At 64.9% G+C, this 13,593-nt stretch carries 14 protein-coding genes; 5 read left to right on the top strand and 9 right to left on the bottom strand.

Translation table 11 applies throughout. The features are described from left to right. Positions 1-18: 18 nt before the first annotated feature. Both D0T21_RS22785 and D0T21_RS22780 read right to left on the bottom strand, forming a co-directional pair. Entirely contained in the window at positions 19-639 is a 621-nt protein-coding gene (locus tag D0T21_RS22785; RefSeq protein ID WP_116993464.1) for a bifunctional 2-polyprenyl-6-hydroxyphenol methylase/3-demethylubiquinol 3-O-methyltransferase UbiG, read from the bottom strand. Positions 640-860: 221 nt separating this feature from the next. Then, complete coding sequence (locus D0T21_RS22780) at positions 861-2,897, bottom strand: M13 family metallopeptidase (protein ID WP_116993465.1); 2,037 nt, start codon at positions 2,895-2,897, stop codon at positions 861-863. A gap of 232 nt (positions 2,898-3,129) precedes the next feature. Here D0T21_RS22780 and D0T21_RS22775 point away from each other — a divergent pair, with 232 nt between their 5' ends. Both D0T21_RS22775 and D0T21_RS22770 read left to right on the top strand, forming a co-directional pair. Continuing rightward, positions 3,130-3,957 carry an HDOD domain-containing protein gene (locus tag D0T21_RS22775; protein WP_116993466.1) on the top strand — a complete coding sequence of 276 codons (828 nt, stop codon included), beginning with the start codon at positions 3,130-3,132 and terminating at the stop codon, positions 3,955-3,957. A gap of 151 nt (positions 3,958-4,108) precedes the next feature. Beyond that, entirely contained in the window at positions 4,109-4,387 is a 279-nt protein-coding gene (locus D0T21_RS22770; RefSeq protein WP_116993467.1) for a flagellar protein FliT, read from the top strand. 56 nt (positions 4,388-4,443) lie between these two features. Here the strand turns inward: D0T21_RS22770 and D0T21_RS22765 are convergent, their stop codons facing one another. Together D0T21_RS22765 and D0T21_RS22760 are read right to left on the bottom strand one after the other, a co-directional pair. Beyond that, positions 4,444-5,670, bottom strand: a complete 1,227-nt coding sequence (locus tag D0T21_RS22765) for an aminotransferase class I/II-fold pyridoxal phosphate-dependent enzyme (protein ID WP_116993468.1) — start codon at positions 5,668-5,670, stop codon at positions 4,444-4,446. A gap of 90 nt (positions 5,671-5,760) precedes the next feature. Beyond that, positions 5,761-7,302 carry a FimV family protein gene (locus D0T21_RS22760; RefSeq protein WP_116993469.1) on the bottom strand — a complete coding sequence of 514 codons (1,542 nt, stop codon included), beginning with the start codon at positions 7,300-7,302 and terminating at the stop codon, positions 5,761-5,763. Between the two features lie 154 nt (positions 7,303-7,456). On the opposite strand from D0T21_RS22760, the gene fumC reads away from it, so the two are divergent. Continuing rightward, a complete protein-coding gene (gene fumC / locus D0T21_RS22755; protein WP_116993470.1) occupies positions 7,457-8,854 on the top strand; it encodes a class II fumarate hydratase in 1,398 nt (465 codons plus the stop codon). Here fumC and D0T21_RS22750 read toward each other — a convergent pair. Continuing rightward, positions 8,851-9,771 (bottom strand): hypothetical protein, encoded by a 921-nt coding sequence (locus D0T21_RS22750; protein WP_116993471.1) that lies wholly within the window; start codon positions 9,769-9,771, stop codon positions 8,851-8,853. The genes fumC and D0T21_RS22750 overlap by 4 nt on opposite strands. A 191-nt stretch (positions 9,772-9,962) precedes the next feature. On the opposite strand from D0T21_RS22750, the gene D0T21_RS22745 reads away from it, so the two are divergent. Both D0T21_RS22745 and D0T21_RS22740 read left to right on the top strand, forming a co-directional pair. After that, positions 9,963-10,181, top strand: a complete 219-nt coding sequence (locus tag D0T21_RS22745) for an RNA-binding S4 domain-containing protein (protein ID WP_116993472.1) — start codon at positions 9,963-9,965, stop codon at positions 10,179-10,181. Between the two features lie 156 nt (positions 10,182-10,337). After that, positions 10,338-10,628 (top strand): DUF883 family protein, encoded by a 291-nt coding sequence (locus tag D0T21_RS22740; protein ID WP_116993473.1) that lies wholly within the window; start codon positions 10,338-10,340, stop codon positions 10,626-10,628. Here D0T21_RS22740 and D0T21_RS22735 read toward each other — a convergent pair. The 4 genes from D0T21_RS22735 to D0T21_RS22720 all read right to left on the bottom strand — a co-directional run bounded on the left by D0T21_RS22735 (position 10,625) and on the right by D0T21_RS22720 (position 13,563). Then, positions 10,625-11,089, bottom strand: coding sequence for a DoxX family protein (locus D0T21_RS22735; protein ID WP_116993474.1), 465 nt, complete (start codon positions 11,087-11,089; stop codon positions 10,625-10,627). The genes D0T21_RS22740 and D0T21_RS22735 overlap by 4 nt on opposite strands. A gap of 30 nt (positions 11,090-11,119) precedes the next feature. Beyond that, the gene (locus tag D0T21_RS22730) at positions 11,120-12,778 is read right to left on the bottom strand and encodes a DUF692 family multinuclear iron-containing protein (RefSeq protein ID WP_116993475.1); all 1,659 of its coding nucleotides are present in this window, start codon (positions 12,776-12,778) and stop codon (positions 11,120-11,122) included. Positions 12,779-12,801: 23 nt separating this feature from the next. Continuing rightward, positions 12,802-13,074: a DUF2282 domain-containing protein gene (locus tag D0T21_RS22725; protein ID WP_116993476.1), complete on the bottom strand. Its 273-nt coding sequence runs from the start codon at positions 13,072-13,074 to the stop codon at positions 12,802-12,804. Positions 13,075-13,362: 288 nt separating this feature from the next. Then, the gene (locus D0T21_RS22720) at positions 13,363-13,563 is read right to left on the bottom strand and encodes a YjfB family protein (protein WP_020705444.1); all 201 of its coding nucleotides are present in this window, start codon (positions 13,561-13,563) and stop codon (positions 13,363-13,365) included. Positions 13,564-13,593: the final 30 nt, after the last annotated feature.

The following is a 13,593-nucleotide window of genomic DNA, read 5'->3' as shown; positions in this document are numbered from 1 at the left end:
GCGCACCCACGGAGGCAATCAGATTTTGCGCCAGACGCTGGCCAGCCATGGCTGCTGGTCGCGCGGCAAGCCCTCAGGACGATAGTAATGTTGGACTGCGATAAATCCTGCTGCCAGCAGGTAACGCTCCCAGGTTTCGTAATCGTAGTAGCTGCCGTAGCGCGGGCCGTTCCAGCCTTCGCGGTTGTCGCCGCGCGGATTGGAACTGAACAGCACGCCGCCGGTTTTCAACGCGGCATGCAGGTCCAGCAGCACTTGCGGCAGCGCGGCGCTGGGCACGTGGAACAGCGAAGCGTTGGCGTAGACGCCGTCGAAAAAACCGGCGGGCAGGTCGAGTTTGACGAAGTCCTGCTGCCACGCTTCGCAGCCGCTGTAGGCGCGCGCCATCTCGACGAATCGCGCCGAGCCATCGACGCCGATCGCTTCGTGGCCCATGCTCTTGAAGGTCTTCAGGTCGCGGCCGGGGCCGCAGCCCAGGTCCAGCAGGCGGTATGGCGCGCTGCCATGTATCGCACCCAGCAAGGCGGCGATGTTTTGGCTGACGTCGTGGTCGATGGTGCCGGCGAAAAACTGCTCGGCATTGCGCTCATAATGCTGCAGCGTGGTCTGAGTGATCTGCTCGATAGGGTCGGGTTCCATGCCGCCAGTATATACGGTGGGTGCTGAATTCAAACCTTCGACAGACGGTCCTATTTCGCCGCTCTGAAACTCTCTATTTTGCCCGGATCCTTACCTTGTGCGGCGCACAAGCCAAACCCAGAGAAGATCGAACAAAAATAGAGAGTTTCAGAGGGCCGGAATAGTAAGGTCTGTCGAAGGATGTGCGATAGGACGCCCACCGCACATCCTCCCTGCTCAGCTTACCAGACGCGCACGCGGTCCTTGGGCGCAAGGTACAAGGTCTGTCCCGGCTGCACGTTGAAGGCCTGGTACCACGCGTCCATATTGCGCACGGTGGCGGTGCGCCATTTGTCGGGCGCGTGGCCGTCGGTCAGGATCGCGCGGCGCAGCGCGGCCTCGCGCTGCTTCTCGCGCCAGCTCATCGCGTAGCCGGTGAAGAATTGCTGGTCCGCTTCCGCCGTCACGCGCTGCTTGTCCAGCGTGGTGTGGTAAGCGTCATACGATGCCGCCAGCCCTGCCAGATCGGCCAGGTTCTCGCTCAAGGTCTGCTGGCCGTTGATGGCCAGATCCGGGAACGGCTTGTACGCCGAATACTGCGCCGCCAGCGCCGCCGAGGCCTGCTTGAAATGCTTGCCGTCGGACGCCGTCCACCAGTCGCGCAGGCGGCCTTGGGAATCGAACTGCGCGCCCTGGTCGTCGAAGCTGTGGCTGATCTCGTGGCCGATGGTGGCGCCGATGCCGCCGTAGTTGATCGCGTCGCTGGCGCTGGCATCGAAGAACGGCGGCTGCAGGATCGCGGCCGGGAAGTTGATCGCGTTCTGCATCGGCATGTTCACCGCATTGACCAGCTGCGCCGGCATGCACCACTCGGCGCGGTCCACCGGTTGATGCAGCTTGGCCAGTTGCTGCTGCGTATGCACGCGTTGCGCGCGCAGCAGGTTGCCCAGCGCATCGCCCGGCACCACGTCCAGCTGCTCGTAGCTGGCCCACTTCTCGGGATAGCCTATGCCCACGTACAAGGTCTTCAGCTTGGCATGCGCTTCCTTCTTGGTGGCCGGGGCCATCCATGCCAGCTGGTCGATGCGGCTATGGAAGGCATCGACGATCTTGCCCACCATCTGCTGCAAGCGCTGCTTGGACTCCGGCGGGAAATACTTGGCGACATACACCTTGCCCAGCGCATCAGGCATGGCCGCATTGACGGCGGCCAGGCTGCGCTTCCAGCGCAGCGATTGCTCCGGCGTGCCGTTCAGCGTACGGCCGTAAAAATCGAAATGCTGGTCGGCCAGCGCCTTCGGCAGCGCGCTGCTGGCCTGGTTAATGCGGTGGAAGGCGAGGAAATCCTTCCACGTTTCCAGCGGCACCGACTGCACCAGCCTGGCCGCGCCGACGATGGCGGTCGGATGCCAGACGATGAATTTCTTCTGCTCGCCCAGGCCGGCGCTGGCGAAGAAGGCCTTCCAATCCAGGCCCGGCGCCTTGCGCGCGAAATCGGCGGCGCTCCAGTTGTTGTTGGCCTTCAGCACATCGGACGACACTTCGCGGCTGGCGTGCGCCAGGGCGATCTTGCGTTCCAGTTCGAACACGCGCGCAGCGCGGGCGTCGGCGTCGGCGATGCCGGCCAGCTTGAAGGTGGCGGCGATGTGCGCCTGGTACTGGCCGCGCAGCTTTTGCATGGCCGGCGTGGCGTCCAGATAGTAGGCGCGGTCCGGCATGCCCAGCCCGCCCTGCAACAGGTAAGGCGTGTAGTGCGCCGAGTCCTTCAGGCCTTGCGCGATCCACAGGCCGAACAGGTTTTCGGTGAAGAAGTTGGTGGCGTTGAGCGGATCGACATCGGCTTGCAACGAGCCGCCCAGCGCCTGGGCCAGCGCGCGCTTGTCGGCGATGGCGGCGATTTGTTGCAGCAGCGGCTGCAATGGCGTCAGGCCCTTGGCCTCGATTCCCGCCTCGTCCATGAAGGCGGCGTAGTAGTCGGCGATTTTCTTCGCCTCGGCGTCGGCCGGCTGCGCCGCCATCGCTTCGATCAATTTGACGATGCGCTGGTTGGTGTCCTCGATCAGCGCGTTGCCCACGCCCCAGCCACTGCGGTCGGCCGGAATCTCGACGCTGTTGAGCCAGTCGGCGTTGACGTAATCAAAAAAATCGTCACCCGGCAGCACCGCGCTCTTGGCGGCGGCGGTCGATGGGGCGGCGGAGGTCGGCTCGGCGCGCAGCGGCGCGGCCAGCATCAGGGCGGCGCATATGGCCAGGCTTAACTTGCTTGCGGATGGGTGCATGGGAGTCCCTTGGTCGTGGATCTGGTTGAATGTCAGGCGTGGTACGCCAGCGTGCACTATATCGCCGCGGCGCGCCCGACGATGCAGCTTTGCGACGAACGGCGGATTTGGCGGAATAGATGGTGGCAACTCGGCAGAAAAGAGACGCCCGCCCCGCAAAATTGTTTCATTCAACGGGCGAATCGCTATATAGTTAGCCTATAGCAACGCGCTAATTACCCAGGAGATAAATATGAAACTTGATGCCCTGTTCCAGAATCCAACTGCGTTGCCCACCGCGCCTAAAGTCGTGGAAGAGCTGATCAGCAGTTTCGACAAGGCCAGCGTTTCGACCGAAGAGATCGCGAAGAAACTGTCGACGGATCCGGTGCTGAGCGCCAAGCTGCTGCGCCTGGCCAACTCGGCCTACTACCACGTCTCGCGCAGCATCGGCACGGTGGAAGACGCGGTGCTGATGCTCGGCTTCGTGACCGTGCGCACGCTGGTCATCAGCTCCGGCCTGGTCAGCGGCTTCAAGACCGTGCCCGGTCTCGACCTCAAGCAATTCTGGCGCTACAGCCTGCACACCGCGGTGTCGGCCAAGTGGATCGCCAAGAAAACCAAGGAAAACACCGATCTCGCCTTCACCATCGGCATGATGCACGCCATCGGCCAGCTGGTGATCCATTCGGCGATGGCCGAGCAGGCGATGGCGCTCGACAAGGTGGCCGGCCCGCTGGACTCGCGCCGCCTGGACGCCGAGCAGCAGTCGTTCGGCTACACCTTCGCCGACGTCGGCGCCGAGCTGGCCAAGCGCTGGAAGTTCCCGCTGACCTTCTCGGAAACCATCCTGGCCTTCCCCGAGCCGCACCACAACGGCGAGCTGAACCGCCTGGCCGCCGTGGTCTCGCTGGCCGCCTGGCGCGCCCGCGTCGAGCAGGCCGGCCTGAGCGAAGACGAAATCGCCGCCTGCTACCCGTCCGACCTGGCCGAGGAACTGGGCCTGGACGACAACGCGCTGATCGACGAAATGCCGTCGCCGGACGAACTGAGCGCCGGCCTGGAAGAGCTGGTCAAATAAGCCAACTTGCTTTTTAAGCCACAAAAAGCCCCGCATGGGGCTTTTTTTTCAATCTTTTTCAAATATTTTTTCAAAACACCCTAAAGTTCCCGTTTAAGGCGACGTTAATCAGGACATGCGGTAATTCGTTTTAACTAGCCAGGGTGAGAACATGACCTCCACCGAAGTCCTCTCGATGTACGAAAATATTGCCGGTTTGACCAATCAAATGGCCGCCGCCGCACGTCTGGGTGATTTCGACGGCCTGAGCCGCCTGGAAGCGCAATGCGCCAGCGAAGCCCGCGCCACCGCCACCGGCGTACCAGCCCTGAGCGGCGCCCCGCGCCTGCGCAAGATCGACCTGCTGAAGCAAATCCTGGCCAACGACCGCGCCATCCGCGACGTCACCGAGCCTTGGCTGAACAATGTACCCGGCGTAACGCATCAGTAAAATCCGCCACTCAATGAAAAAAGCGCCCGCAGGCGCTTTTTTTACGTCCGAGGCTATCAGCCCGCCAACGCGACCTTCAGCGACAGCGCGATGCCCTGCGCCGCCTTGGTGATCTCGTCCAGCGACGGAAAACTCGGCGCGATACGGATATGGCTGTCCTTAGGATCATTACCGTAAGGGAAAGCCGCACCGGCCGGCGTCAACGTGATGCCCGCCTCCTTGGCCAGCGCCACGGTACGCTTGGCCGAACCGTCCGGCGTCACCAGATCGATGAAGTAGCCGCCTTGCGGACGGGTCCACGACACACCCGGCACGTCGGCCAGATAGTGCTCGAACTGCGCCAGCACCGCATCGAACTTCGGCTTCAGCAGCAAACGATGCTGTTCCATCAACGCTTCCACCGTCGCCACGTCCTTCAGCAGACGCACATGGCGCAGCTGGTTGATCTTGTCCGGGCCGATGCTGCGGATGCCCGCATGCTTGGTCCACCAGGCGATATTGGCCGGCGAAGCGGCCAGCGCGGCGATGCCCGAACCGGCCCAGGTCACCTTCGACGACGATGCGAACACGATCGCGCGGTCCGGGTTGCCGGCCTTGGCGCAGGCGTCCAGGATGTTGGCCACTTCCAGCTTCTGCTCGCCCAGATGGTGGAAACGATAAGCGTCGTCCCACATCAGGCGGAAGTCCGGCGCCGCCGTCTTCATCGCCGCCAGGCGGGCCACCACGGCGTCCGAAAACACCACGCCGCCCGGATTGCTGTACTTCGGCACGCACCACATGCCCTTGATGCTGGCATCCTCGGCCACCAGTTTTTCCACCAGATCCATGTCCGGACCGGCTTCGCTCATCGGGATGTTGATCATCTTGATGCCGCGCGCTTCGCAGATGGCGAAGTGGCGGTCGTAGCCCGGCACCGGGCACAGGAAGGTCACCGGCTCGCGCACCCACGGCGCGTTGCCGGGCGTGCCGTTGAGCAGGCTGTAGATGATCACGTCATGCATCAGCGACAGGCTGGCGCTGCTGTCGACCACGACCTGCGCGGCCGGCACGTCCAGCAACTTGCCGAACAGTTCGCGCGCTTCCGGCAGGCCGATGGTGCCGCCGTAGTTGCGGCCATCGGTGCCGTCGGCGGCCTTGTAGCCGTCCAGCGCGGCCATCAGGCCATTCGACAGATCCAGTTGCTCGGGGGCTGGCTTGCCGCGGGACATGTCCAGCTTCAGGCCGAGTTGTTTGAAAGCTTGGTATTGCTCGTGATGCTGAGAGGGGAGATCTACTGCGGTCATAGCGCTCTTTCAGTATGGGGAAGACGGTGGGCGTCGAATACTATACCCCAGATTGCCTGGCCTCGATAAGAGCGTGCAGTTATATACTTATTACTGCTGCATCATTGATTCCGGCGTGACTTCGTGCAGCGGCGGCGCCTCCACAGGCGGCTCGCCCTCGCCGGCCGGCTTTTTCTTGCGGAATCCCTGCCAGATTTTCAGCGGCCCGCTGCCGCGTTTCTTGCGCAGGTAGAAGTAGCCGCCGCCCCCCAGCAACAAGGCCAGCGCGCCCGCGCCAGCGGCGATCAGCGGCAGATTGCTGGCAGCCGGCTCCGGCGGTTTTTCCTTTTTGTACTTCAGCTTGGGCAACACGCGCACCTTCTTGACCGGCACCGATGCCTCCGCGGATGCGGATGCCGATGCCGCCCCGCCGGACGCCGACGAACTGGCCGCCGCCGCGCTCGCAGCAGAAGCCGATGCCGATGCTGATGCCGGCGCGCCATGCTCAGCGGCCGGCACGGCTGGCACAGCCGATGCTGCCGCTGCCTGAACCGACGCTGCATGCGCCGCCGAAGCGGCCGCTGCATGCCCAGCCGCAGCCCCGCCACTTGCCGCGCCGCCATGCGTCCCCGCCGACGCAGAAGACGGCAACGCAGCCGGCGCCGCCGCAGTGGCCGCCCCGCCTTTCGCGGCCAACGCCCCTTGCAGCACCTTCACCTTGCCCTCCAGCTCGACGAGCTTGCTGGACAATTCCACACTGTGCGTATCCAGCGCCGCGCATTCTTTCGCACTCATGCCGGACGGAGTGCAAGCGGCCGGAGCCGCAGGCCGCTTCACGCCCTTAGGCAGCGGCAACGGCGCCAGGGGCAACAAAGCCTGCGCCACGCCCAGCGGCACGCCGCCGTCAGCCTGCGCCGCTTCGCTGCTGGCCGACGGCTTGGCCGGCGCAGGATGTGGCGGCAGGCGCGGCGTCGAGCCCATCGCGTCGGCTATGCGCTCCGGCAAATTCCGCACCGCCGGCGACAGCCGCCGCGCCGGCGCCGTCCGCAAACCAGCCGGCTCGCCCACTTCGGATTCATGCGCCGCCGGCATCGGCGCTGGCCGCGTCCGGTCCCGCACCGGCGCCACGGCCGGCGCCTCCGCTGCGGCGACCGGCGCCGGTGCCAAAGCCGCCTCCCTGGCCGCCCGCTCCGCCCGCGCCAACGCCGCCGCCTGCGCCGCCGTCATGGCCGGCGGTGGCGGCGGCGCCGGATTCGGATCCGCCTGCAGCCACACGGTCGCCGCGCGCACATCCTGGCGCCCGGCAGCGCTCAGCTCCAGGAACAAATGCACATACTCGGCATCGATCGCGCGGGTGGTCGTGACATGCAGGAACTGCCGGCCATCGCGCCGCACCACCGACAGGTGCAGCGAGGCCAGCGCGGGATTCATGCTGATATTGGCGCCGCGAAACACATCCTGCTGCGCCAGCCGGACCTGCAGGGCCGACACCTCGTCCGGCGCCAGCTGCACCAGCTCGATATCGGCCGCCAGCGGCTGGCCGATGTAGGAACGCACGGCGATATCGCCCAGTTCCGCCGCCGGCGCGGCGGCCGCCAGCAGCAACGCGCCGGCGCAAGCAAAGATCGTGGTCAGGAATGGTGTGCGCTGCATGTCGGGGTCGCTTGGACGCGAATTCTTAAAGTGTATCAGCTATAACGGCTGATTTTCCCGGTTTTGTAGCCCTAGGTTAATTTTTCAGGACTGCGCTACACTGGCAGGCACTTAGCAAACACACATGATTGCCTCCCCGCCCAAAGGAAAAACCATGAACACCAGAAGTGAACGTGACAGTTTTGGCCCGATCGACGTCCCCGACCACCAGTTGTGGGGCGCGCAAACCCAGCGCTCGCTGGAACACTTCCACATCTCCACCGAGCGCATGGCGCCGGAGCTGATCCACGCGCTGGCCAGCGTCAAGCGCGCCGCCGCCCGCGTCAACCTGGACCTGGGCCTGCTCGAAGGCGCCAAGGCCATCGCCATCACCCAGGCCGCCGACGAAGTGCTGGCCGACAAGCACCCGACCGAGTTCCCGCTGGCCGTCTGGCAGACCGGCTCCGGCACCCAGTCCAACATGAACATGAACGAAGTGCTGGCCAACCGCGGCTCCGAGCTGATGGGCGGCGTGCGCGGCGAAGGCCGCAAGCTGCACCCCAACGACGACGTCAACAAGGGCCAGTCGTCGAACGACATCTTCCCCACCGCCATCCACGTGGCCGCCGCCCAGGCGCTGGCCAACCAGGTGCTGCCGGCGCTGCGCGCGCTGCGCGACAGCCTGCACGCCAAGGCCGAGGCGTTTGCCGACATCGTCAAGATCGGCCGCACCCACCTGCAGGACGCCACGCCGCTGACCCTGGGCCAGGAATTTTCCGGCTACGTTGCCCACCTCGACTTCGCCGAGCGCGCCATCAGCACCGCCCTGCCCGGCGTGCTGCAACTGGCGGCCGGCGGCACGGCGGTCGGCACCGGCCTCAACGCGCACCCCGAATACGCGCACCGCATCGCCGCCGAGCTGGAGCACACGCTGGCCCTGCCCTTCCGCAGCGCCGACAACAAATTCGCCGCGCTGGCCGGCCACGACGCCCTGCTGTCGGCCCACGGCGCGCTCAAAACCCTGGCCGCCGCGCTGATGAAAATCGCCAACGACGTGCGCTGGATGGCGTCGGGCCCGCGCTCCGGCCTGGGCGAGATCAGCATCCCGGAAAACGAGCCGGGCAGCTCCATCATGCCGGGCAAGGTCAATCCCACCCAGTGCGAAGCGCTCACCATGCTGTGCTGCCAGGTGTTCGGCAACGACGTCGCCATCACCATCGGCGGCGCCTCCGGCAACTTCGAGCTCAACGTCTACAAGCCGCTGATCGCCCACAACTTCCTGCAAAGCGCGCGCCTGCTGGCCGACGGCATGCGCAGCTTCGAGCAACATTGCGTGCACGGCATAGAGCCCAACCTCGGCCGCATCGCCGAGCTGATGGAACGTTCGCTGATGCTGGTCACCGCGCTGGCGCCGCACATCGGCTACGACAAGGCCGCCACCATCGCCAAGCAGGCGCAGCACGAAGGGACGACGTTGAAGGAAGCCGCGCTGGCGCTGGGCTACGTCAGCGCCGGGCAGTTCGAGCAATGGATCGTGCCGCTGGACATGACCCGTCCCGGCGCCAAGGGCTAAAAGCCGTAGGAGTAGCGCACCCCGGTCAGCCAGTCTGGCCGGGCGTTGGCGTCGTGGCCGGGATTGACCCGCCACATCACCGCGCCGGTCAACTTGCCCCCACGGCCATCGCGGCCGAACGAGGTGGTGTAGCCGAACTCCAGGTCGCGCTCGGTGGCGGTCGGCCGCAGGTTCAGGGTCGGCGCGCCGAAGGCCGGCGCGCCCGGGTCGCCGGACTGCGGCGCGGAGCCGCTGTATTGCAGCGTGCCAGAACGCACCTTGGCCGGCACCGACAGGGTCACCGCAAAGCGGTCATGGCTGTTGAACACCTCGCGCGTCGACAAGCCCACACTGAACGCCATCGTCCGCACCGACGACACTTGCGCGATCAGGCTGTCGGGATTGCCGATGCCCTCGGTCTTGCCGTAGGACGCCATCAACATCAGCGCGCTGCGCGAGCTGAGCGCATAACCCAGCGACAGCGAGGTGAAGGTGGTGGTCGGCCGGGTGTTCATGGCCAGCGCCGGCGACTGCTGCGAGCCCAGCGCCGAACCGGTCTCGCGCAACACACCGATGGTCAGGATGCCGACCGCACGTCCCATTTTCTTTTCAAAATCCGCGCTGGTGAGGAAACGCTTGCTGTACTCGTTGAGCATGGGCCCCAGCGGATCGAGCAGCGCCAGGTTGTCCGGCAAGGCGCCGAAGTGCAGCCGCGGCCCGCCGCTGTAGGCGGCGCCATAGCGCGGCGCGGCGTCGCTCTGCAGCTGCTCGCTGAGCGCCAGCTGCCGGTCCGCCGCCTCGAACAGCAAGGACGAATTGGCCCGTTTTTCAAACGCGGGCGGCGGTTTTTGCAGGGAAAAGGGATCGGATGTGGCGGCGCCCGCCAAGCCGGAAAGCGGACAAATCAGGACTGCGACTGGCCAGTAGAGCTTATTCATGATGCAACTCACTGAGAGCAAACCATGCTGCACAAATATTCAGCAGTTAACTCAGGATAGCAACTTTTTTTCCAGACGGCAACCTCAACCGTGCGGGATTCGTGGAGTAAACTGCGGCCCTGTCGGAATGCCGCTACACTACTGAAAGTAAGCGGCGGCGCCGATTTCACATCATAGCAACAGAGGATAAAATGCAGAAAGTAAGTTTTGAATTGAGCGGGGAGTTTGTTGAGCTGAATCAACTGCTCAAGCTGGTTGGCCTGTGCGATAGCGGCGGCGCCGGCAAGATGCTGGTCGCCGGCGGCGGCGTCAAGGTCGACGGCAAGCAGGAATTGCGCAAGACCGCCAAGATCCGCGCCGGCCAGCAAGTGAGCGTGGGCGACATCCGCATCAGCGTCGAGGGCGCGTGAATTGGTCTTGCATTTGGGCAATAACGATCTAAGCTGAGAGTCAGGACGGGTGGGCGCGTTTGATCCAACGCAAACCGGCGGACCTGACCGCCGATATATTGGGATGGCCTGCTACCCGGCTTGTTCAACCAGTTTTCTTATGACCAGGGGAACGTCATGGACGATCCTGAACACAATATGCAAACGCAGGAACGCCTGCTCGACGACCTGCGGCAAGTGATCGAAAACGCCGAGGAGTTGCTCAAGAACACAGACCAGTACAACGGCGCGCTGTACCAGGCGGCCCGCGCCAAGCTGGCGCAGGCGCTGCTGACCGCCACCGAAGAACTGGCGCGCTTCGAAGACACCCAGCTCAACCGCATGATCGAGCTGACCGCCGCCGCCAACCGCCTGCACCAGGACCTGACCGGCGAAGCGAAAATCCTGCGCGCCTTCCGCCCGGGCTAGGCCGCCCGGCGGCCGGCCAGCCACGCATCCAGCGAAAATTTACCCGGACCAAAGGCCACCAGCGCCAGCAGCATCGCGCCCCAGTAGAAATGGTCGTTGATCGCGGCCGGGCATTCAAAGCTCAACAGCTGCGGGTAGGAAATCACCGCCATCGCATTCACCAGGAACAGCGCCAGCGCCGCCGGCCGCGACACCAATCCCACCCACAGCAGCAGCGGCAGCGCCAGTTCGCCGGCCGCGCCGAAATAGGCCGCCAGGTCGGGCGGCAGCAGCGGCACCATGTACTCGTCGTGGAACAGCGCCAGCGTCGCGCTCCAGTCGCCGACCTTGACCAGGCCGGCCTTGAAGAATTGCCAGCCCACATACCAGCGCAGCGCCAGGCTCATCAGTGAACCGCCCCAGGCGGTCAGCGCCGCGTCGTAGCGGGATAATTGTTGGTGCAGTCCGAGGATAGTTTTCATCTTTGCGCTTTCAAAATTAGTTAGTCGCCGCTAGGCGTCTATCCTGACAATCAAGGCGAAATCTATCCACTGCCGCAAATTGGCGGCGAAGTCGTAGTCATCGTCACGCTCGAAGGCCGCGTCCAGCGCCTCACCCAGCGCGCCGCCGGCCACCAGCACCGACAGCGCCGCATGGCTGGCCGCGCTCAGCGGCAGGACCCGGGTTTTCCAGTGCGGCCGCGTGACCAGTCCGTAGCCCGGCGCCGCCAGCTCGTCCGGGAACGGCACGCCGCTGCCGGGCTGGTGCGCCTGCCACAGCGCGACCGTCGCCCACTCCGACGCCAGCAGCGTGCAGGCCGGATGCAGTTGCAGCCGCGCCGTTTCGATCTGTTCCGGCGTCAGCGCCGCCATCTGCTGCGCCGTCACGCCGTCGGCCGAGGGCGCGTAGTGGGCGCGGTGCAGGGTCCACTCCAGCGCCGCCATGTCCGGCAAATACGGGTAGTCGGCCACATGCGGGAAGGCGCGCAGGAAGGCGCCGAAGTGCGCGCCGAAGCGGTTCAGGTCGCCGCTGTCGGAAGGATGGGCATGGCCGTAAGCCTGCGCCAGGCCGCCGAAGAATTCTTCGCCCACCAGCATCTGGATCACTGGATAGGCCTCCCCCAGCACCTTGCTCCAGCTGGCGCTGAGGTTGCCGCGATACAGCGCGTAGCGGTGTTCCTTGTGTTCGCCCTTGAACAGCGCCAGCGCCGCCGGCGTCAGTCGCGCGTCGAACAGCGCGTCGGCGAACACTTGCTGGCTGGCGGCCAGCGCCGGCGCCTGCTGGTCCGCCACGTGGTCCGCCGGCACGGCCGCGCGCGGCGCAGCGGCCACGGCAATCGCAGCATGGCGGCGCTGCATCAAATCAGCCTTTTCCGCCTCGCCCAGCAGCACGCTCAGTTCGGGAATATCGGTATCCCACTCGATCAAGGTCGGCAGCGCGCCGAAGCGCTGCAAGGCCGCCTCGTACAGGCGCCAGACCGGCTCGGCCACCGTGTCGCCATGATGGTCGATCACCGCCTGCGGCGTCACCAGATGGCCGGCCAAATGCATCTCGCCCACCATGCCGGGCCGGATCGCGGCCAGCGCGGCCAGCGCGTCCTCGCCATGGTTGCATTGATTGACGTACAGGTTGTTAATGTCCAGCAGCAGCCCGCAGCCGGTGCGCGCCGCCAAGGCCGCCATGAATTCCGCCTCGCTCATGGCGTCGCGCCGGAAGCGCACATAGGTCGACACGTTTTCCAGCAACAGCTGGCGCTTGAGCGTGTCCTGCACGCGGCTCACGCGCGCGCACAGCAGGTCGAGCGCGGCCTGGTCCAGGGTCAGCGGTAAAAGATCGTTGAGTTGCCGGTCGCCGACGGCGCCCCAGCACAGATGTTCGGACACCAGCATGGGCTCCACCCGCTCCACCAGGGCGCGCACGCGCTCCAGATGATGGTCGGAAAAGCCGCGCGCCGAGCCCAGTCCGAGCCCGACGCCATGCAGGCTGATCGGATAATCGTGCCGCAATTGCTGCAACACGTGCCAGTCCCAGCCGGCTTGATCGAGGTAATTTTCGGTATGGACTTCGAGCCAGGCGGCGCGTGGCCGCTGCTCGATAAACTGGCGGTAATGCGGAGCCCTCAGCCCCACGCCCACGCCCGGCAAAGACTGCGCTGGACCGGGCAAGGACATGGCTCCGCGACCGCCGGCTGCGATTACTTGGCTGGCGCTGCGGTTTTGCCGCCGGCTTTTTCGCAAGTGCCCTTGGCCACATATTTCCACTCGGCGGCGCCGTTGTCGGTCTTCGACTGGCCGGCGCAGGAGTGCGCACCGTTGGCGGCGGCGCAATCGTTCTGGCCTGCCTTGGCGATGCCGAAGCATTTCTCTTTTTCAGCGGATGCCGACGCGGTCGCGGCGGAAGCGGTGCCGACGGAAGCGGCGCATACGGTGGCCAGGGCGGCGGCGATCAGGGCTTGACGTTTATTCATGGTAAGTCTCCTCAATGATGGAAGTTAAGTTCAACGTGCAACGAAAATCGTCTGCAACTGTACGGTAGTCGGCAAACAGCGCTCCAGCCTTACACTTTTTTTCAGAATTTTTTTTCGCAAGATCTTCAAGCAGAAGCAGCGTACCAGCAATAACGCGACTCTGCATCATTCTGTTGACAGGATTCAATTCGGGAGGGGAATGCCGGGCGCGAACACACGCCGGCACGCTGCACACCGGCCGGCGCGCAGAGCGTTCACGCGGCGCCTGGCGGGCCGCGGCGATGCCGTTCAGGCAGTCGTGTTGATGGTGTTGCCGAGATGCGAAGGCAGATTCGGCGCCGATGGCACCGGAGGAATCGCCTCGATCAGGGCAGCCGCGCTCGACGCCTGGATATCCTGGGCTTTTTTCAATACCGCGATGCCGACCGCCTGCTTGGTGCCGGTGTCTGCAATCGTGGTTGCCGTTTGAGCAATACCTGAAACGTCCATGTGATTCTCCAGTAAGGCGTATCACTTTAT

The sequence above is a fragment of the Duganella sp. BJB476 genome (assembly GCF_003416895.1).
Classification (GTDB): domain Bacteria; phylum Pseudomonadota; class Gammaproteobacteria; order Burkholderiales; family Burkholderiaceae_D; genus Rugamonas.
The sequence above is the reverse complement of the archived record's forward strand: the minus strand, read 5'-3'. Positions and strand labels throughout refer to the sequence as shown.

Coding starts and splice junctions, on each gene's coding strand:
- D0T21_RS22785 (WP_116993464.1), bottom strand. CDS start 639: ATGGAACCCGACCCTATCGAGCAGATCACTCAGACCACGCTGCAGCAT.
- D0T21_RS22780 (WP_116993465.1), bottom strand. CDS start 2,897: ATGCACCCATCCGCAAGCAAGTTAAGCCTGGCCATATGCGCCGCCCTG.
- D0T21_RS22775 (WP_116993466.1), top strand. CDS start 3,130: ATGAAACTTGATGCCCTGTTCCAGAATCCAACTGCGTTGCCCACCGCG.
- D0T21_RS22770 (WP_116993467.1), top strand. CDS start 4,109: ATGACCTCCACCGAAGTCCTCTCGATGTACGAAAATATTGCCGGTTTG.
- D0T21_RS22765 (WP_116993468.1), bottom strand. CDS start 5,670: ATGACCGCAGTAGATCTCCCCTCTCAGCATCACGAGCAATACCAAGCT.
- D0T21_RS22760 (WP_116993469.1), bottom strand. CDS start 7,302: ATGCAGCGCACACCATTCCTGACCACGATCTTTGCTTGCGCCGGCGCG.
- fumC (WP_116993470.1), top strand. CDS start 7,457: ATGAACACCAGAAGTGAACGTGACAGTTTTGGCCCGATCGACGTCCCC.
- D0T21_RS22750 (WP_116993471.1), bottom strand. CDS start 9,771: ATGAATAAGCTCTACTGGCCAGTCGCAGTCCTGATTTGTCCGCTTTCC.
- D0T21_RS22745 (WP_116993472.1), top strand. CDS start 9,963: ATGCAGAAAGTAAGTTTTGAATTGAGCGGGGAGTTTGTTGAGCTGAAT.
- D0T21_RS22740 (WP_116993473.1), top strand. CDS start 10,338: ATGGACGATCCTGAACACAATATGCAAACGCAGGAACGCCTGCTCGAC.
- D0T21_RS22735 (WP_116993474.1), bottom strand. CDS start 11,089: ATGAAAACTATCCTCGGACTGCACCAACAATTATCCCGCTACGACGCG.
- D0T21_RS22730 (WP_116993475.1), bottom strand. CDS start 12,778: ATGTCCTTGCCCGGTCCAGCGCAGTCTTTGCCGGGCGTGGGCGTGGGG.
- D0T21_RS22725 (WP_116993476.1), bottom strand. CDS start 13,074: ATGAATAAACGTCAAGCCCTGATCGCCGCCGCCCTGGCCACCGTATGC.
- D0T21_RS22720 (WP_020705444.1), bottom strand. CDS start 13,563: ATGGACGTTTCAGGTATTGCTCAAACGGCAACCACGATTGCAGACACC.